19 protein-coding genes are annotated in these 20410 nt (G+C 30.6%); 7 read left to right on the top strand and 12 right to left on the bottom strand.

Annotated features, from left to right (window positions below; all coding sequences use genetic code 11):
• The first annotated feature begins 2 nt into the window (after positions 1-2).
• A complete protein-coding gene (locus ACODSB_RS17315; RefSeq protein WP_488937969.1) occupies positions 3-455 on the top strand; it encodes a hypothetical protein in 453 nt (150 codons plus the stop codon).
• Positions 456-1270: 815 nt separating this feature from the next.
• Entirely contained in the window at positions 1271-2659 is a 1389-nt protein-coding gene (locus ACODSB_RS17310; protein WP_488937968.1) for a serine hydrolase, read from the top strand.
• Between the two features lie 279 nt (positions 2660-2938).
• On the opposite strand, the gene ACODSB_RS17305 is transcribed toward ACODSB_RS17310, so the two are convergent.
• The 5 genes from ACODSB_RS17305 to ACODSB_RS17285 form a co-directional block, all read right to left on the bottom strand.
• Entirely contained in the window at positions 2939-3385 is a 447-nt protein-coding gene (locus tag ACODSB_RS17305) for a hypothetical protein (protein WP_488937967.1), read from the bottom strand.
• A 170-nt stretch (positions 3386-3555) separates the two neighbouring features.
• A complete protein-coding gene (locus ACODSB_RS17300; protein WP_488937966.1) occupies positions 3556-4170 on the bottom strand; it encodes a hypothetical protein in 615 nt (204 codons plus the stop codon).
• A 59-nt stretch (positions 4171-4229) separates the two neighbouring features.
• Entirely contained in the window at positions 4230-4667 is a 438-nt protein-coding gene (locus tag ACODSB_RS17295; RefSeq protein ID WP_488937965.1) for a hypothetical protein, read from the bottom strand.
• Between the two features lie 51 nt (positions 4668-4718).
• On the bottom strand, positions 4719-5438 hold the full coding sequence (locus ACODSB_RS17290) for a hypothetical protein (protein WP_488937964.1): 720 nt from the start codon (positions 5436-5438) through the stop codon (positions 4719-4721).
• A gap of 23 nt (positions 5439-5461) precedes the next feature.
• Positions 5462-6946: a hypothetical protein gene (locus ACODSB_RS17285; RefSeq protein WP_488937963.1), complete on the bottom strand. Its 1485-nt coding sequence runs from the start codon at positions 6944-6946 to the stop codon at positions 5462-5464.
• Between the two features lie 751 nt (positions 6947-7697).
• Here ACODSB_RS17285 and ACODSB_RS17280 point away from each other — a divergent pair.
• Positions 7698-8576, top strand: coding sequence for a Shedu anti-phage system protein SduA domain-containing protein (locus ACODSB_RS17280; RefSeq protein WP_488937962.1), 879 nt, complete (start codon positions 7698-7700; stop codon positions 8574-8576).
• A gap of 154 nt (positions 8577-8730) precedes the next feature.
• Positions 8731-10608, top strand: coding sequence for a P-loop NTPase fold protein (locus ACODSB_RS17275; RefSeq protein WP_488937961.1), 1878 nt, complete (start codon positions 8731-8733; stop codon positions 10606-10608).
• Between the two features lie 309 nt (positions 10609-10917).
• On the opposite strand, the gene ACODSB_RS17270 is transcribed toward ACODSB_RS17275, so the two are convergent.
• From ACODSB_RS17270 to ACODSB_RS17245, 6 genes are all read right to left on the bottom strand, one after another.
• Complete coding sequence (locus ACODSB_RS17270; protein WP_488937960.1) at positions 10918-11382, bottom strand: JAB domain-containing protein; 465 nt, start codon at positions 11380-11382, stop codon at positions 10918-10920.
• Between the two features lie 211 nt (positions 11383-11593).
• Positions 11594-13135 carry a recombinase family protein gene (locus tag ACODSB_RS17265; protein ID WP_488937959.1) on the bottom strand — a complete coding sequence of 514 codons (1542 nt, stop codon included), beginning with the start codon at positions 13133-13135 and terminating at the stop codon, positions 11594-11596.
• Entirely contained in the window at positions 13032-13322 is a 291-nt protein-coding gene (locus tag ACODSB_RS17260) for a hypothetical protein (RefSeq protein ID WP_488937958.1), read from the bottom strand. Before ACODSB_RS17260 ends, ACODSB_RS17265 begins: the two co-directional genes overlap by 104 nt.
• A gap of 265 nt (positions 13323-13587) precedes the next feature.
• The gene (locus ACODSB_RS17255; protein ID WP_488937957.1) at positions 13588-13905 is read right to left on the bottom strand and encodes a hypothetical protein; all 318 of its coding nucleotides are present in this window, start codon (positions 13903-13905) and stop codon (positions 13588-13590) included.
• A gap of 29 nt (positions 13906-13934) precedes the next feature.
• Entirely contained in the window at positions 13935-14273 is a 339-nt protein-coding gene (locus ACODSB_RS17250) for a hypothetical protein (RefSeq protein ID WP_488937956.1), read from the bottom strand.
• A gap of 13 nt (positions 14274-14286) precedes the next feature.
• Entirely contained in the window at positions 14287-15141 is an 855-nt protein-coding gene (locus ACODSB_RS17245) for a hypothetical protein (RefSeq protein WP_488937955.1), read from the bottom strand.
• Between the two features lie 173 nt (positions 15142-15314).
• On the opposite strand from ACODSB_RS17245, the gene ACODSB_RS17240 reads away from it, so the two are divergent.
• Positions 15315-15725, top strand: coding sequence for a helix-turn-helix domain-containing protein (locus ACODSB_RS17240; protein ID WP_488937954.1), 411 nt, complete (start codon positions 15315-15317; stop codon positions 15723-15725).
• A 120-nt stretch (positions 15726-15845) separates the two neighbouring features.
• Here the strand turns inward: ACODSB_RS17240 and ACODSB_RS17235 are convergent, their stop codons facing one another.
• Entirely contained in the window at positions 15846-18119 is a 2274-nt protein-coding gene (locus ACODSB_RS17235) for an AAA family ATPase (protein ID WP_488937953.1), read from the bottom strand.
• A gap of 592 nt (positions 18120-18711) precedes the next feature.
• On the opposite strand from ACODSB_RS17235, the gene ACODSB_RS17230 reads away from it, so the two are divergent.
• Positions 18712-19104 (top strand): plasmid mobilization protein, encoded by a 393-nt coding sequence (locus tag ACODSB_RS17230; RefSeq protein ID WP_488937952.1) that lies wholly within the window; start codon positions 18712-18714, stop codon positions 19102-19104.
• Positions 19092-20336, top strand: a complete 1245-nt coding sequence (locus ACODSB_RS17225) for a relaxase/mobilization nuclease domain-containing protein (protein WP_488937951.1) — start codon at positions 19092-19094, stop codon at positions 20334-20336. Before ACODSB_RS17230 ends, ACODSB_RS17225 begins: the two co-directional genes overlap by 13 nt.
• The last annotated feature ends 74 nt before the right edge of the window (positions 20337-20410 follow it).

Genomic DNA, 20410 nt, shown 5'->3' with positions numbered 1-20410 from the left:
AAATGAAAAAAATAACAGGAATTTTATTATCAATAATTGTTCTTAGTTGTTCTTCAAAAGAAAAAATCGTTAAAAATATTTCTTGTGGAGGAAATGTTTCTGTCCAATATGATAGATTGAAGCCGAAAAAATCAGGTATTGTGTCGAATCAAAATTTGAAAGCATTTACAGTTTATTTTTTGTATGAGTTTAATGATGATATCAAAGGATTTGTTAATAATGAGTTGAAATATGAAAAAAAATTAAACCTATCTGGAAGTTCAGATACTTTGGAGGAATATTTTGGTTATAATTATTCGAAAGATTCAGAGATTCCTATTTTGAAAGTAATTTCCGAAACAAAAAAAACTTGTTTTGATATACGAATAGACAAAAGATATAAGATAATTTATGTTTATCTCTCGAAAGACGGAAAATGGACTATTAGATTTTCTAATGTCTATTATACAAGCTAATCTCTCTGCTGGCGCAAGCATCCCGCACGTGAGCACAACGAGATGTTGACAAAGAGGGGTTTTAGGATAGGTCAAAACAAAAAAAGCTTCAGAGAAATCTGAAGCTTTTATATTTGTTATATCTATGTTTAATACTCAATTCAAATTTTACTTGAATTAATATCTTTTTATAAAGTTTGTTTATCCTTTAATAATTTCTCTAAAACTTTAATATGTTCATCTTTGGTTTTCAAAAGTTCCAAATTTAAACGTTTAATTTCCTCTAAAGCTTCTATCCATTTTTCTATTGGATTTTACATTAAATGTTGGACTATGCCCAACATTTAAGTAAGCCTCCCCGCTCTCCGAAGAGTTCAACTGAAAAATTGCATAAATGTCTCTGACTTTGCGCACTTTTTGTTATTTAGAAATTGTAAATGTGCTAAAAGTCTACTGATTTATTATTAGAATTGATAATGCAAAACAAAAAAAGCTCCAGATTTCCCTGAAGCTTTTGGTCTTAGCAGCGGAAGCATTCAAATATCTAACTAGATTGTCTTAAATTATTAAAATGTTTTAGCATTCGCATCTTATTTTTTCTATGCTTTTGTTTGCATAGCCACTCATATAAGTCCCAAAAAGTATCAATCAAAGTTAAAGTTCTTTTGACAGTTTGTAGTGGAAAAATTATATATTTGAAAATAAATCATGTGTGAAATTTATCACAGATATCTAACCAAATTTGGATGACTTTGTATGGTTTTGTCACACATATAAATAAGTTGATGGCAATTTTGCAAGACATCTCACCTACATTAATTAACAAGAAATAAAAAATGAAATTAACAATTACAATCGGACTTCTTTTAATTGCACATCTTACATTTGGACAAGACAGAATTCAAAAAATTGACAGTTTACTCAATTCTCTTTATTCAAAAGAGAAAATCAATGGAAATTTTCTAATTGCAGAAAAAGGGAAAGTTATTTATAACCATAGTTTTGGACTTGCAAACGAAGCAACAAAAGAAAAATTGAACGAAAATTCGATTTTTGAATTGGCATCTTGTTCAAAGCAGTTCACAGCTATGGGGATAATGATACTTAAAGAAAAAGGGAAGTTGAATTTGGACGATGATATCGCAAAATACTTACCCGAACTTTCTTTTTATAAAGGTGTAACTGTAAGAAACTTATTGAATCATACTGGAGGTCTGCCAGACTATATGCAGCTTATGGATAGTTTATTTGACAAATCTAAAATTGCTACTAACAAAGACATAATCAATATATTTAGTAAACATCAACCAAAAATATTATTTGAGCCAAATACTAAATGGGAATATAGCAACACGGGCTATGCACTATTGGCTTCAATAATTGAGAAAGCATCGGGTATGACATACGCTGACTATCTAAACAAAGCTATTTTCCAACCGTTGAAAATGAAAAACACCTTTGTTTACAATCGTAGATTATCGCCAAAGAAAATTGAAAATTATGCTTTTGGTTATGTTTACTCAGATAGTTTGAAAAAATATGTTTTACCAGACGAATTGAAAGAAACTAAATTTGTTATTTGGCTTGATGGTATTGTTGGAGACGGAACAGTTAATTCAACTGTAAACGATTTATTGATTTGGGATAGAGCATTATATGCCAATAAATTACTCACAAAAGAGGGAATGAAATCAGTTTTTGAATTAGCAACTTTGAAAGACGGAGCTAAAAGGAATTATGGTTTTGGTTGGGGAATTGAAGAAAATGCTGATTTTGGAAAAATTGCAAACCATGATGGGGGTTGGCCAGGTTATGTAACTTTTATCGATAGACATATCACAAATGATAAAACAATAATAATACTTCAAAATCACAGCAACGTTTCAATTCCTTCTAAAGCAATTAGAAGTATTCTATATAATAAACCATTGCCTGTGCAAAAAATCAGAAAAGAAATTAGTATTACTACTGAAGAACTTCAAAAGTTTGTTGGGACTTATGAAGTTGAAAAAGATTTTGAAATCAAAATTTCATTAGATAAAGACCAACTATTTTCACAATTGACAGGACAAGATGCGTTCCGAATATTTGTAGAAAGTGAAATGTTATTTTTCTACAAAGTAGTAGATGCACAAATTCAGTTTGAAAAGAACGAAAAAGGAGAAATTTCAAATTTATTTTTATTACAGAATGGAAAAAAGATAGAAGCAAAACGGACGAAATAAAAACTTCCGATCGCTCCGATATGTAGACAACGATAGCGCAGATTTGCAATCTGTGCCCATAAAGAGAATCAGGAAAGGGTAAAAACAAAAAAAGCTTCAGAGAAATCTGAAGCTTTTTTTTTAGTAGCCCTAACGGGACAATTTTCGAACCATTTTGTAGATGATTTAAAAAGAATAAATATAATTCAATGATAAAGAGATTAATTTGTTTTAACAGGTGTAGAAAACAGACATCTTACTTTTTGCCCATTTTTAAGCAAGATCAATTTAGAATGTTGATCATTCAATTTTTTTATTTAGTTTTTTCTGAGTAATTCTATACTTTTTAATTTTACTACAGTCGATTTCTTTATTGTAATCGTATAAATAAGTATTGCTAGTTTCTTTTTTTATATGAGACAAATCAATAAAATAAATTCCCTTTGCAAAATAAATCTCTTTTAGATATAATTTCTCTCCGTAATCTAAATTAAAATTTATTTTTATTAAAATACTCATTGTGGATTTATCGTTTTTAATGATATTCAAAATAATAATATCGTTTTTTCGTGGATAAGGATTCCCCATATAGATGTACATGAATTCCGTATCAGTCCGAATTCTATCTCTATAATTCTTCCAGTATTCATCTGTAAGATAAGTATTTTTTGATTTCTTATAATATTCTAAAGAAGGAGAGTCTATTTTAAAATGGTGTTTAATCTTAATTGAATCTTTTTCTAACAAGCTATATTTTAATTTAAAAATAGCTGGTGGTTCTTGAGCAAAGCAAAAAAAAAGATTGAATAAATAGAAGTATGTAAATATAGTTTCTCATAATTAATATCTATCACATTAAGAATATTACCTGATCAATCGGGTTTATAATTGCTGCAAAAATATCTATTGCAGGAAGTTTATTCTTCAATATACGCGGTAATATCATTTATAATTTCTCCTGTTTTACCATCAATTTTGATTGTTCTAGTTCCTGCCATTGTAGCTATTTGTATTGAATAACAATAACTAGTTATAAAATAGAATCGCTTGTAAAACGATCTTTCTATTACTAATGATTTATAATTACTATCATTAATTAAATCAATTTGAAGCTCTTTTTTGAACATTGAAATTAAATCCTTTATGGTAAAATCAAATCCTTCATCATAATTTGTCAAGTTTTTTAAAGTACCATTTTCCTCATAGCTTTTCCAAACACCAATAGGCATTCCGTAAAAATGGCATAATTCATTTACTAATGAATTTGTAGTTTTACTATAAACAAACTCGTGCTTGAAACTATAATTATTAGCTATCAATACTTTTTTATAATAATTTTTATCTTCATATAATTTGACAATAGTGTCCTTTAGAAGATATTCATAAGTACTATCTTTTTTGTTTTCATCGAATCTTTTTAAATCAAATTTTTCCAGAGATTTTGAGGTCAATTTTTCAGAATGAATTGCTTTTCTATCCTTACAAGATAAGAGACCAAATATTATAATTACTAAATAAATTGATTTTTTCATTATCGTTATTTAAGATTATTGCTCAAATCTATTGAATTGAGCGTATGATGTTATTTTTCTTAATCAAGACAATCATAAAAACCGCTTTCAATCTTTTCTTTCAATTTCTTTACGAGTTTACGATAGTATCTGCTATTTTTTCTCGCTGCTTTTTTACTTTGAAAATAAATTAAGTCATCTAATTTAACTGTACCTAAATTAATTTCGTAGCAGTTTTTATCAGTAATTAATATCTTTTTGGGCTTAATAAACAATAGCTTGACAATTAATTCCTCGTCTTCTCTTACTTCAATTTCAAATTTGCCATCATTGTCGGTTTTTGTTTTTCTTTCCGTTCCTACTACTTCAATATCAGCATCACTAACGGGAAGAGGAATGCTTGAAAAATAGGAGTTATCAAAAACAAATCCTCGGATTAATTTGCTTTTTGTCACTACTTCCTGTCCAAATGATAAAATAGCCAGATGACAGAAAAATAGAGATATAATTTTTTTCATAAATACTTTTGAAATTGATTTATAATATTTGAAGCCTACATTTGTATTCTTTTAGTCTATAATTTGCATGATTATTTTAACCGTAATTTTATCATTATTTCGCCATTTTATCCAGCCTTGAATATCTTTGCACTTTTCATTTCCAACAATATAATCAACAGGTTTAATTTCTGCCCATTCATTTTGAACATCTATTACTCTGAAAGCACAATGATCATCAAGTATAATAGTTTTTGATCCCTTAGGTTTGTCATAAAGTACTTCTTTATTAAAAAGATTTATCATCTGGGCACTTTGCAGATAACTTTTCCAGCTTTTATAATCGTACTGCTTTTTAATGTTTTTTATTGGTTTAATGTATCCGATTTTTTTAGTGGTTTCATTTAAGATGACTTTAAAATATTTAGGATTCGATTCAATTACCGTAAATTTTAAACTAGTTCCATAACTAGTTAAACCTGAATTGATGAGGCCTTTACTTTCGGCTGTGCCTGAACTGGCAGATATAGCATAAGGTTTGAATTTTGTTTTTAAAACACTTGAGTTAATTTCGAGGCGCCCACTGTTTTTTCCCAGATAAACCCGGTCAAAGGTTATGGTATCGATTACTTCCTCAAGGGTTTTAGATAAATATATAGGTAGTCCTTCATGGGAGTTAATTTCCAATATTCCAATTCCAATAGGATTTTTAGTTTCAATTTCAAGCGGTTTATTTTCTGAAATACAGGAAACAAACAGCAGAGAATATAATAGCCGAAATAGCTTTTTCATAGTTAATTGTGTTTTTTTCTAATTTAGTCATCTAAATATTCATTTCCTTTTAAATCCAACCAGCCTTTTTGTCCATTTGGCAGCTCAAAACGAGCAAAATTCTTTTGGAAACTCTCCAACTTTTTATATTTAATCTTTTTCATTATTGGGTAAAGAGTACATAATCCATCTTTTTCAATAAAATAAGTTTGAGGAGATATTAATTTAATATCATCTAAGTTTTTGGGTAATTTAGTATTAAATGTTACAATTTCATTATTGGGATTTTCTGTCCCTAAATATTCAATTGTGTTCAAATTATATTTTCCGTTTTTGAGTTTTGCATAAATCATAATTGGAAAATTTACACTAAAATCCATCATTTCAGAATTTAATGTTATAGACGTATTTTCATCTAAAAATTCAATTGTTTCGTATTCATCAGCATTGAATAGCTTAAAATGATTTTCAAAACTTACTAAACTCGGAACAAGCGAAAAAATATTATCTGTATACAGATAAAAATGATCATTTTCCTTAGTGATTTTAAATTCAACTCTAGAAGAATCAAAATAATTTGAAAAGTCGGGAATGTATTTTATATCTCCAGCATTAAAATTTTCTCCAATTAAGTTTATTCTTCTTATTGAATTGCCTTCAATAATCTGTAAAACCGGATAAAATCTTTCTTGACCAACTGCTTTTAAATTTGCAATTTTTAGCTCCTGAAATGTATAATTATAAAGATTAATTTTTGCTTTTTGATACGCTATTACAAAGTAGTCATTAAAAATAATTGAATCAAATGTTTTATTGACAGCTCTCTGGTTATAGACATCTAGAATTTTTACGCGTTTGTTTTTTAAGCTGTCAATTTTATAGAAATTTTCATTAAGTCTTAATTTTTCTACCTGTAACGAAAAAACTTCTGCTGTTGTTAAGTTTTTAAGCTCTGAAATTCTGTAATTTCTAAAAGATGTAGTTAAGTCATTTTCTTTAAACAAAAAAATAATTTTTTCTTTTGTCGGAATAATAAACCCTCCTTCGTGATAAATAATTTTCTTGTTATTGCCAAAATCTAAAATGCAGTAATGAAAAATATTTGCTTTTATGGGTTTCTGTTTAGAATCTTTTATAAAATCTATTCCGAAGAAATTTTTATTGTACTTATAGAATTGATAATTACCATCATGATTAATCGTTGTGAATTTTTTGGTTTCAAAATTTTTAAAGTCATAAGTTGCGATGTCAGGTGAAGCAATAGTTGAACCATCTCTTTTTACAGCTTCTATTTCTTCTATTGTCACACTTTGTACCTCGTATTTAGAATCTCTGGCAAACTTGTCATAATCCTTAATTTTCTGTAACCTTATTTCATAATATGAATTTCCTTTTTTTATGAAAATCCCTTTTTCAAGATTTATAAATTCAAGTTGTCCTTCTTTAATTTTAAAAACTTTTTGTCCAGAACAAACCTGAGCTAGGAGAACAAAAATAAAAAGTAGTTTCTTAGGGTATTTTGCAATCATCAAATAATCAATTTAATTGGAGAAAGATAGCATTTTTTTAGAAGAAGGAATAATTGTTTTGTTTCCAGTTTCTATTTAGATAGATGATTATTTGATCTAAAAGGTTGGGAGCGGTAATGAAAATAAATTTTCAAATATTTTAAAATTTTTAACTTAACGGGACTCGAACCAAATTCTCTTGAAAATACGGGAGTTTCAAATTTTAAAAAATTGAAACAAGATTTTTCGAACCACAAAAAAAGCCGAGAAATCTAGGTTTCTCGGCTTTTAATTTTTCTTAGTAGCCCTAACGGGACAATTCTCGAACCATTTTCAAGATGATTTGAAAAGAATAAATATAAATTCAAGATCAGTTTTCTGCGTTTAAAAGCGTTGTTTTAAACTTAATGGTTATTAAATAAAGGCTTCTCTATTTTCAAATAGTATCTGTCATTTTCCGATTACTAAAAAAGACTTAATAACGACGTTCTTATGAGACTTGTTAATAGTGCGAATGATTCAATTATGTAGCCTTTTTGAGATTTTTACAGTATTTTATCTTGCGTGTTTTTTTTCTCCACTTTTGTTTACATATGAATTGTATTAAGTGAAAAAAAATAATCAAATTTAAAGCCTTTTTGATAGTTCTAGTGACTTTGTGAAAATTAAAAATATGTGAATTTTCCTCGCTTATCTATATGAATTTAGATAGTTTTGTATAGTTATGTAACATATAGAAATAAGTTATAATTCATTTTAAAACATTTATAATATGATTAAAAATTACTACGAAACAATAAATAGTCAATTTAGGGAATTAATAAATCGTGAAAAAAAATCATCCTCATATGGGGAGCAAACCATTCACCAGTTTATTTGTGAAAATCCAACTTGTCTGTTGGGAACAGTGATGAATGGGAAAGTAGATGGTTATTATTTATATGGGGATTCAATTTTTTCAAAAATCTCAATAGGAAATTGGGAAACACGAATACCTGATTTTATAATAATAACTTACAATTCACTAGAAATTACTTTTAATTTGATTGAGATTGAAGCCCCTAACAGAAAGATATTTACAAATCAAAATGATTTCACAGCTGACTTTAATCATTCATTTACCCAATTAGAAGACTGGAAAAGATTATTTCCAACGAATGCCAATGAAATGACACGAAAAATGATAACATCTTGTTTTAGTGACATAGGGATTTATAACGGTTCTCAAGCAATTACATCAAAATACATATTAATATATGGCTCATCTGAGGAGTATAGTGGTCAAGAAATAAAAATCCAAAGACTTAATCAAAAATTCGAGAATGCAGGTTTTCACTACTCATCATATGATCGATTAATTAGAAATTTTATTGCTGAGCGCGGTATATATACGCTAAAATATAATTCTACAACTGGTGGATTTACTGCAATAGGATGTACTCCGTATCTAAATTATCCTTTAGAAAGAAGGAGGGTATTTGGAAGAATTGAGGAAAAGGAATCATTAATAATTGCCTCAAGTTTCTTAGAACCAGACCAAAAAGAACAATTACTAAGCCAAATGGAAGCTTTAGATAAAACTGCAATAAGTAAACTTGAAGAAGATGATCTTGGAGTTGAATTAATCTCAGATCTTAACAAATACGACTAATAGAAATGAGTTATTACATTGGTTTTTACAAATTTAGATTTGGATGTTTAATAGGATAATCTTTTTCTACATTTGGCTTAAGTCCAAATAGATGGGTAACGTCAAACAAACCGAAACTTCACAAAACCACTAGACATTGGCAATAATGATACAAATGAACACCGAACAAGTAGAGATAATAAAACAATATCTAAATATTGAAACAAACTATGCTGTAATCATAAACGGACAGTACGGGGTTGGCAAAACTCATTTTTATAAAAACTACTTATCACCTAAAATCAAAGAAGTATCGCTTCTTAAAGATGAAAGAAAAAAATTCACTCCGATACATATTTCACTTTTCGGGTTTAAAAATTTAGAAGAAATTCAGACAGCAATTTTTGTTGAGCTTTATCCAATTTTGAAAAATAAAGGGTTAAAATTAGCTGCAGGTATAGGAAAATCTTTGATTAGAGGAATAGCTCAAATAAAAGGGGCAGGCGATATAGACAAATATATCGGTGATATAAGCCAAGATGCAGACAATTGGTTAAAATACGACGAACTAGTTATTTGCTTTGATGACCTTGACAGAAAAAGTGAAAGTTTAGATTTGCGTGATGTTTTCGGTTTTATAAATTCATTAGTCGAAAATCAAGGAGCGAAAATTATAATTATTGCTAATGAAGAACAGCTCATTAATGACGAGAATTATTCTTCAAATCTAAGAGAAAAGGTAATAGGTGTTTCAGTTCAATTTGAGCCAGAAATAGCAGTAGTTTATAAGCAAATTATAGAATCGAGATATTCATCTTCTTCAAAGTTGTTTTATACTTTTCTAGAAAATAATTCTTCGCGAATTATTGAAATAATTCAAATCAATCAAAACAACTTGCGAAATTTGATTTTTTTTCTTGAGCACTTCAGGACAATATATTATCCCTTAGAAAATGAATTTGAGACTGATAAGGATTTTAATATTTTAAAAGACAATAAGCTTAAATCAGTACTTGATTTCACTTTAGCAATTACAATTGAATATAAACTTGGGCTAATAAACTCAACCAATTTCAAAGATGTTAAAGAATTAGGCACAGATGCCTTTTCTAAGTTTGATTTTAGCTCATTTCTCAAGAAAACGAATAATAAAGAAGAAACACCACCTACCTACATAGAAACATTTAGAATTAAATATTTTTCAAATAAAAAGTATTATTTCTTTAAATCTATTTTTGATTACGTAACAGGTGCTAAATCATTTTGTATCGAAATGCTTAAATTAGAATTGATGGACTACTTTATTATTAAGGACGGTAAAATTCCTGAGCATGATAAAGTGTTAAATGACTTAGCATATTTAGAATGTCTTGATTTAACTGACAAAGAATACAAACAACTAACCTCTAAAATGCTTGATTTTGTAGACGAAGGTAAATTTCAGCTTCGACAATATGCTACAGTATTCCATTATGCAACACGTTTCAACAATTTGCTTAAATTCAATTTTTCATCTCTTAAAAAGAGATTTAAAAAGGGTATTATAGTAGGGAAAATTAACTACAATTATCAAAATCATCTCAGTTTCCATATGTCAGTAGACAATAATACGGAGTTTAAAGATGACGTGGTTGAAATAATTGAATTCTGTATTGATGTAAATAATTCTTTAAAAATTGATAATAAACAAAAAGACTTAGATGATTTATTTTCAAAATTTCAATCAAACTACAGCAGCTTTTTAGAAATGGTTTCTGAATCAAATAACGAATACCGATTTACACCATTTTGGTTAGATTTTAATTTAAACAAGGTAGTTAAAACAATAATCAATTTAGAAAACAAACAAATTTGGGAATTAGGACACTATTTTCAAGATAGATATCGTGTACAGATTTACGAAAAAATTTATCCCGAGAAAGAATTTATAATTAAACTTAGAGAAGCAATTGACAAGCCAACAAAAAAAAGAAAAATCAAAAGCCTAAAAAATTCAAGTTTGGACTATCTGACAAAATCATTAATTGAATGTGAAAAAAACTTTCCAAACTAGGGATTCCCAATGCCAACACAAAAAGTTTTTAACCCAAATATTAGGCATTTTTAATCTCAGCCATAGGTAGCGTGATACCCCTTTGCAGTAAGCTTTGAAAAAAAACTAAATAAAATCTTACAAATAAAATATATCTATCGAATATCATTGTGATGATACTGGGCATTTGTTTAGGTAGTGTTACAGATTATGGGTAATGTGTCAGATGTGTTGGTGATATTCGAAAGATGATAAAGTATGGAAAGACAAAGCCTTGCATTCAAAGATATATTTGCAGAGTACGACAGTATAAAAAATGGTAAAAGGCGCCTACAAGACGCCTTCATCCGCAAAGGAGTAATAAGTCTCCGAGGTTATGATTAGATGATCCAGTAGTTTTATATCAAGCAGTTCGCCTGCCTGCCTGATCTTTGCAGTCATATGTTTATCTGCTTCTGAGGGGCTTGTATTTCCTGAGGGATGATTATGTGTAATCATAATATTTGTGGCATTTGCTTTCAGGGCTGCCGAAAATATCATGCGAAGATCTACTATAGTTCCCGTTATTCCTCCCGAGGACATTTCGTAAAGTCCTAAGGCTTTGAATGAATGATTCAGAAACAAGATCTTGAATTGTTCAAAGTAATCTATCTTGCCTTGATCCCATGAGGATTTCAAAAGTAAGTAGGCGTCTTTAGATGATTTGATCTGAGGTCTTTCAGAGGTTTTAATTTTTGATTTGTAGATTAATTCAATTTCCGATACAATCTGCCATTTCTGATTTAAAGTTTCCATAATTTTTAAATTTTAGATTAATTATGGAACATCAATTGGAAATCATCCAGCAAGTGCAAAAAGCAACGCAATAAAGCAGGATTTTTATCCTGCATTTATGGGGGAATTTTTTGCAAGCGCCCGCAGGTGATTCCCGAACTTTGTGACGAAATTAAATAAGATATTATAATAATTTACCTTTTGTACAGTCAAAAGAAAAAAATCAATATAACTATGGTTCGAACCCCTCCGCGGTCACTTGACGGGACAAAGAAGATTTTTTCTTCTTTGTCCCGTTATTCTTTGGGTCTAATTCCTCATTAATTAAGTAAACTATCTGAACAACCTCATTAACTCTTGCGGTTCGAAACTGCTTTTCTTCGATTGTGAATTTTTCAGGATATATTGAACCGATAATATTGCGAAAGTGAGTTAAATCCGCTTCACTACAGCATTCGTTGAGTTTCATTAAATTTTTAATTCCAGTTTTTGATAAATCCGAAATACTGATATTCTCCTGAGATAAATCGGCTAATTTAATTTCAAGACGATGAATTTTATTGTCATAATCAGTTTTCATCTCAGTGTAATCTTTCACTTCAATCTTTCTTGAAGCCAGCAAATCTCTAATATAAGAAATTTTCTGTTCGAATTCTTTCAGCTGAGAAATGACTCTGTTCTTTTCTGCCACTGCCTCCTTGTTGAAATCATTAAAATATTCTTTGACAGCTGTAATGTAAATCTTTTCTGTTTCAGGTTTTGGAATATACTTTCGTAACTGATCATAGAAAATGCGGTTAACCTCACATGATCTGATTCTGTAATTACAGCCTTTATAGCAATGATAATATGAATAATGACTATTTCTGCCTTTAGATATGCTTGCAGTTAAAATTTTATCGCATAAAGGGCATTTAATTAAGCCTCGAAGCGGAAACGGTTCGGAGGTTACCGACTTAGCCCTGAAATTCTTTCTTCGTCCGTCTAAAACATCCTGAACAAGATAAAACAGCCCTTCAGAAATTAACGGCTCATGCGATCCCATTACATATTTTGCTTCCTCATCCTTATATTTGGGAATTAATATTTTTCCGCAGTAAACAGGATTGCGGATCTGTCTCCAAAAATTATTTTTACTCGTTTTAAGACCTTTCCTTTTTGCCTGAAGAAAAATCTGTTCCGTATTAAAAATATCTTTTGCAATTTCTTCAAAACACCATTTTAAGATAGATGCTTCAGGCTGGTCGAACGTTATATATTTCTTACCATCTTCGGTAATTTTATTTATATAACCAGACGGAGCCAGTCCCATGTAACGCCCCTCCTTTCTTGCTCTTCGCATACCATGAAAAGTGTTTAAAGCCCGTCTGTCATTTTCTACTTCAGGAGCTGCCAGATAAAAAGCAAGCATCATTTTATTTTCTGGAATAGACAAATCCAAAGGCTGTTCTATTGCCTGAGGCTCGACACCAAGTCTTCTCAGTGTATTAATCATCTGGTATGCATCACCTGCATTTCTGCTGAACCTGTCCCATTTGGTGAACAAGATCAAATCGGTTTTGTTTTTGTACTTTTTAATTGTTGCCAGATAAAGTTTCCATTTGGGTCTATTAAATGTTTTTGCAGAATGATCTTCATAAATAATATCCCTTATATGAATGGAATTAATCTCACAATACTTTCTTAGCATTTCCTCTTGGTTTCTTTGAGAGTAACCTTTTTCCGCCTGCTCGTCCGTACTCACTCTCACGTATAAATCTGCTGTCTTTTTCATCCCTCTTCTTCTTTAAATAGTTTAAAACCGTTACTTTGGCAAGCAGTCGTAAAAAATCTAATACTCTACCTGCCTGTTCAAGCGTTACATCTACATTCTCATCTTTCAGCATTTTCATGGCTTGCTCTGCCGTCATTTTTCCTCTTTCATTCTCATCTTCATTTCTCATTTCACAATTCCTCTTCATTAAAAAAAGACCGAGTCTCGGTCTTTTTTGTTCCACAATCATTCATCGCTATAAAGTTAAAACACTTTTCTCTTTTTATCCTGCGCAAAATTTGGGTAGGATAACACAAATATAAAACCTAACCAACTAAGGATCATAAGTAAAATTTACTTATCATCACTCAATCAAATTTTTGATTCTGACAAAGATAAAATGCTTTTCTCTCAATCTCATGGACATAATATGTTCATGAAAACGGTATTGGAATTATTGATAAGCCCAGTGTTCATTTATCTTCCCTCTGCTTATTGAGCATCCTGTATATTTCATCCAGAACCTCAATTTCTGCACTTGGAATCAGCTGAAGGGCAAGTTCCAGAACAGAACCTATGTATATTTCTCTGTTATCCAGCTCGTCTGAATAAATGATGTGCAGGCACATTCGGATAAGATTCACTCCAAGACACGTCATATCAGTGTATCCGTAAAATCTTATCTCACATATTGATTCCCCTCTCTTGTCCAGAGCAGGTTTCAGAAGCTTGAAATGAAACGATGCAAAATCCTTAAATTCATCCAGTGTTTTTATTTTGTCAGTTTCCATAATTTTAAAATATTAAATCTTAATCTGTGCTATTCTGTTTCTTCTTTACTTTCTGAAAACAGATCAGTAATCTCATTTAAAAATTCTAATTCGTCAACTGGAAAAAGCTGAAGTGCAATCCCCAGTATAAGCCCAACATCAATGTATTGATTTTCAATCGTGGGCGGAACTTCTGCGCTGTCCTGATCTAAGGCGATAATGCAGAGTTTTATCAGGTTTCTTATAATTGAAGCAAGCTCATAATAATCATAAACTCTTATCTCTGCATTATACATTCCTCTTTTATCGTTAGCTGGTTTCAAAGCAGTACGAAGTCTTGCACTTAATTCTTTGATAGTTTCCAGTTTTTTGATTTCATCGGTTTCCATAACTTCATTTTTTTTATGCTGATAAAGTCAGATCCTGATGAATTTCCGCAAGTCTCGCAAGTTCCTTCTCAATCATAGCTTCTGCCTCTTTCATAAAATCACGGCATCGGTCTTCCATGAGCTGATAGTACAGATAATCAGAGCTGTTTGTTCTGCTGAATCGAAGAGTGTTTGGATTCTTTTTCAGAAGTCTGAACATATTTTTTTCATCCCTGCTGTTTCGAGGGAAGTAATCAGAAGTTATGCACGTAAAGTATTCGCATAGTTCAAATAAGTAGCCCATAGAAAAACGGTTAGGTGTGTACCCCAGAAATACCCTTATGAGTGAAAGGCACGTCTGCTCTACGATCTGATGAAGGGAGCTCATTCTGACTTCATAGGAAAAATACTGGTCATTATTGTAAATAAGATCCCAGATCGATGCAGAAACACTGCTTCGGTCTCCAGCATATAATGTGGTACTTTTTACATGGCGTATCCCAGAATTAACTCCAAGTTTGGGATGCTTTTCGGGATCAATAAACAGAGCCTGAGAGTTCTTAATAATATTACATAAGAATAACTGCTGGTCGCCGTATAATTTCACAATATTTCGCAGGCTGTGCATGAGAATAGTTACCGTTATTAGACCTTTTGATCTGCTTTTTATTTTATCGGTAAGGTCATTTCCTATGTTATCCTCGAACTCTTCCGCTATGACCAGCAGATAAAGATGAACATGCTTCTCTTTTTTAACGGGCTTTTGAAAAGGCTCATTAAAAGTATAACTGCTTTTCTTCTCTGCAAAACAGTAAATGCCTATCGGATCGATGTTTTGGGAAATAACTCGATAAATTAAATCTGATTTGGTGTTTTGAATTGCTTTCATAATTTTACTCATTTTAGTTAATACTTGTCTGAAAAATTGTATTTTTGTTTAATACACAGGCAAGTAAGCAATTACTGGTACCGTACCGTATCAAATTTTACCGTACCGTACATGAGATTTTTTGTATCATACATGAATCTCGCTTTTTTATTCTTAATTATTATCTTTGAGCTATGAGTACATTAACAAAACCAAACCACATGGGGCGCAAAATCAGCCGTATCCGTGAACTGAAAGACATGAAACAGGAAGCATTGGCACAGGCTATGGGAACAAACCAGCAGACTGTTTCGATATTAGAAAATAGTGAAGATATTGATGATGAAAAATTAGCAGAAGTCGCAAAAGCCTTAGGAGTTACTGTCGAAGCAATTAAAAATTTTTCAGAAGAAGCAGTGTTAAATATAATCGGAAATACTTACAATGATAGTAATGTTGTTAATGGAAATGCATACAGTTGTAATTTCAATCCACTTGACAAACTAGTTGAAGTTTACGAAGAAAATAAAAAACTTTACGAAAGATTATTGAAATCTGAACAGGATAAAATCGAATATTTGGAAAAGCTACTTAAAACCAAATAAACTTTTATAAAAACATATTAATTCCCAAAAAGAGACTTTAGAGTCTCTTTTCAGTTTTATAACATCCTAAAAAATGTTAGAAAATATTTTAAATAATATTACAAATTATAACAAAAAGTTTTAAACACATATTTTTTTACAATGCTCAACCTGCCCTTTGAATTTGTATTCAATATGTTTAACTAAGGCTTCACATACTTCTGCATATTCATCATCATTAATTGGTGCCTGCTCTGTTCTCCATCCCCCGTGCGATAAATCATTTATTAATGTATAAGATTTTTTATCGTCAGGAATATTCTCTCTTATATATTCAGCAATACTGTCTGTCGAAATGTCAATCTTTTCGAATTTTGTTAATGTTTCGATGATATGACGTATTGAATTAGCAGTTGTATGAGTAGGCGAATCATTTAATCGAGCTATTTTATAAATATCAATAAGATGAATTATGTATGGAACTGTTAGATTATTATTAAACTCCTTTAGTTCACTATTTTTTAACAGTAAACGTTTGTCAACGATATTATTTGTTGCAAGTACTCTCATAAAATCATTGTTATGTGTAAAGATTAAAAGTCTCTCTCTTTCAAGTTTATCTATTATTTTACTGATATCCCTAATTACACCACATAAAGTATAAACATGCGAAAAGTCCATGCTTGAAATAGGATCATCAATAATAAAAAATATTTTCTTGTAGTCATCTTCAGTTTCAACTTTTAAATGAGTATCTCCAATATAATATGCAAACGCTACTATGTTTTTTTCACCCTCACTTAAAATATCTCTGGCTTGATTCTTTTCCAAAGTATTTTTATAAAATATGAGTCTAAAAGATTCTTCATCAAGAGAGTACTTATCTGCAAAAAAATAATTTAATACTGTTTTAATTGTTGAAGCAACTTTAGCTCGCTTACTAACTTTTTGTTGCTCTTTTTTCTTTTTTATATCTTCACTAAGCTTTTTATAATCCTCACGTAGTTTTAAAACAGTTTTAATATTTGCTGAATGAGTATCAAGCAAATAATTATAGGCACTTTTACAGATATCCTTTCTTACTGCTTTACTCTCTTCTCCAATTTTATTCTTTTTATTATTAATATTCTCTATTTCTTTATTATTCAATTCAATCATGTGTTTTAAGGAAGTTGTATAATTTTCTAATGATTGAATCAGTTGATCTTCAATTACAATTTTTTTATCAATACTTTCCAGCTTCTTAAGATTAAGCGAAATTAATTCTGATAACGCATCTATTATTTTATTTGTATCTAACAGATCTAGTTCAATACTTACGCTTGACGGTATATATTTAGTTTTATAAATATTAAATTCATTAACTCTTTTTGAATTTAGGTTTTCTACATATTTAACGTTTTCAATATATTTTTCTAAAATTTCAATATAAGTTCTAAATTGCTTAATTGTTTTTGCTTCAGTATCATTTAAATATTTAGTGTATTGATCTATCAGTTCCAATGACTTGTCTTGAATTTTCTGTTCACAGAATGGGCATTTTGATTTTTCATTTTCATTAAGTAGTTCCATTCCTAATTCAATAAAATCTTGTTTATTTTTTAGTTTGTTTTTAAAGTCTTCAGCTAACGAACTAAGGCTATATTCTTTACTACAATTATTTTTTATTTCCGCTATTATACTGAAATCAACTTTTGGAATTTCAATGAATTTGATATTTTCCAAATTCTCAGGAACTGATTTAATTTTATTATAGTTATCTATTAAGTCTTCAAAAGTGGCTGATAAATCATACTTTTCTTTGTCGACGTTTCCAAGAATATTTAGATATTCTAGATTTTTATATTCATTAAGTCTCTTTATATCCTGAATATTACTAATATTTGCTTTGACATAATCATTAATTTCTTTTTCAATTTGTGTAGCTAAAACTTTTCCTTCCTTTATTATTCTTTCAAGCTCTTCTTCTTCTTCCTTTAGATCAATATTCACTTTCCCTAAAATAAACCCCTCTATTTCGCTATTTTTATCATAACTTAATGCTTTAATATTATCTTCAACGTAATCTTGATTAAAAGTGTGATATATGTATTCGGTTTTAGGAATTAAAGGAATCTGACCTTTTCTTATTTCAATTTTAAAATTTTCTTTAACAGTGCCTGTACTATCTATTATTTTAAAAGAGAAACTACAATCATTCTTCCCAAGCGAAACTATTCTATCCGTCAAACATTTACCTTCGAAACTAAGCTCCGTGCCTTTCTCTGTTAATCTAAACAATCTGCTGATAAAGGTTTTTCCACTTCCATTATTTGCGAATACACCAATTTTCAGCGAGTTTGAACTAATTTCTTTTGATAGATTTAATATTGGTGCAATATTTTGACATTGAATAATAGTTTTAGTGATTGCCATAATATTATAGTTAAATGTTAGTATTCTTTAATTTGCTATTGAATCGTACTTATTATAAAAACAAAAGTTGTAACAACATAAAATCGGGCATCTATTCGCCAATTATCTTATTATCAAATATATTGATTTTTTGATTCAATAAATACAATCAATTAAAGGGCTATAATCTCGAAGTTGGTTAATATATGACAGTAATTCTAAAGAAAAAAAGCAAAGCAAGGTATTGGACACAGCCAGAGAAGTGCACATAACATTTTTCTTCGTCCCTCAAAAAATGCCCTTCGGGACTTATAGCACTTCACCTGTCTGACTGTCCAATTGAAGACTGCTTTCTTTTTTCCCTTTTTCTTTTTTTAAGCATTTATCCATTGTAACAGCCTACAGCTATCATGACCATATTTTGCGCATGATACATTCAAATATTTTCTTTAAATTACAAGCCTGCTTTTAAAAATCTCCAAAGATTGCCACGTTCCTGCAATCAGCAAGATGAACGGTTGTTTAACAACCGCCTATCTTGCCACCCATTGCCTCGGAACTCGGCGGTGGAGAAACTTAAAAGATAAGAGTTTGATAACAATGAAAATGAAAGATGATGAAAAGAGAAAAATCAAACAGAACACGAATCGTGGGACTGCGATTCACTCCATTGGAGTATGCCGAACTGGAAAAAAGATTCAGAGCAAGCACCTGCCGAAAATTAAGTGACCACATCAGAAGCCACTTATTCAACAAACCAATTGTAGCCACTTACAGAAACCAGTCTTTAGACGAACTGATGGAAGAGACAGCTTTACTTACTTCCGAATTAAGGGCAATAGGCAATAATATCAATCAGATTGCCAAAAAGATAAACACGCTCAAAACAGTTCCCGAATTCAAAGGACATCTTTATCTGTTCGAAATCCAAAGAGAAAGGCTTTTTGATAAAATGGAGGAGGTTTCTGTCCACACCCAGAAAATCGCAGAAAAATGGTTGCAGTGATAAAAACAAGCTCGTCCATAAGAGGTATTCTGAATTACAACGAAAATAAAGTTGAGATCGGAAAGGCTGAATGTATAAGTGCTGTGAATTATCCATTGAAATTGGAAAAACTGAATTTCACTTCAAAATTAAACCGCTTCCTAAAACTGGCAGAACTCAATACAAATGCGAAGCGAAACACAGTGCACATCTCGCTCAACTTCGATCCATCGGAGAATCATTCGAAAGAAAAACTGGCTGAAATTGCAGACACCTATATGGAAAAACTGGGATTCGGCAGACAGCCTTATCTAGTATACCAGCATCATGATGCAGGGCATCCGCACTGCCATATAGTGACAAACAACATTCAGAGAGACGGAAAAAGAATCGATCTGCATTTACTGGGAATCAGAAAATCAGAACCTGCCCGAAAAGAAATTGAAGAAATGTTCGGGCTTGTAAAAGCCGAAGGAAGAAAACAGAAAGAACAATTTTCATTAAATCCGATAGATGTCGGCAGAGTCCAATACGGAAAAGCAGAGTCCAGAAAGGCAATCAATTCAGTTTTAAATCAGGTATTGTTTGACTATAAATATTCAAGCCTGCCTGAACTCAACGCGGTTTTAAACCTCTACAATGTTCATGCAGACAGAGGAAGCGAGGAATCTAGAGTTTTTAAAAATAATGGATTGCTTTACAAGATACTTGACCAAAATTTAAAACCGATAGGCGTGCCGATAAAAGCCAGCGAATTCTACAGCAGACCTACTTTAAAATTTCTGGAAGAGAAATTTAAAACTAATGACGCAGAGAAAGAGTCTTGTAAAAAATATGTAAAAAATGCCATAAAACTGGCTTTCTTTCGTGAAGACATATTTTCTCCCGAAAAATTATCCAAGATATTGGAAAGAGAAAGCATTCATATGATACTAAGAAAAAGCAATGAAGGACAGCTTTACGGAATAACTTACGTTGACCATAAAACCAGATCCGTTTTCAACGGAAGCAGTCTGGGGAAAGAATTCAGTGCAAAAGGAATTCAGGAAAGCTGTGCCAAGAAAATTCTTGCTCTCGAAAGAAAGCATCAAAACTCTATTTCAACTAGTTCAGAGAAATTTCATGACCTCAAATCACGAGAGTCTATAAAAGAAAATCTGGTCGAAATTCTGCTTCGTGGTGAAAAAGCAGATGAGTATGTTTCAAAACAGTTTAAACAAAAGAAGAAAAAGAGGCTTTATAAGGGCATTTAAAATAGTTAAGGGTGTAAAATTACACCCTTAACTTTGTCTCCAAATTTCGTTAGCACATCCAATCTGTATTTAAA

It is taken from the genome of Flavobacterium sp. FG68, from assembly GCF_057808895.1.
This window is presented reverse-complemented; position numbering and strand designations above follow the sequence as displayed.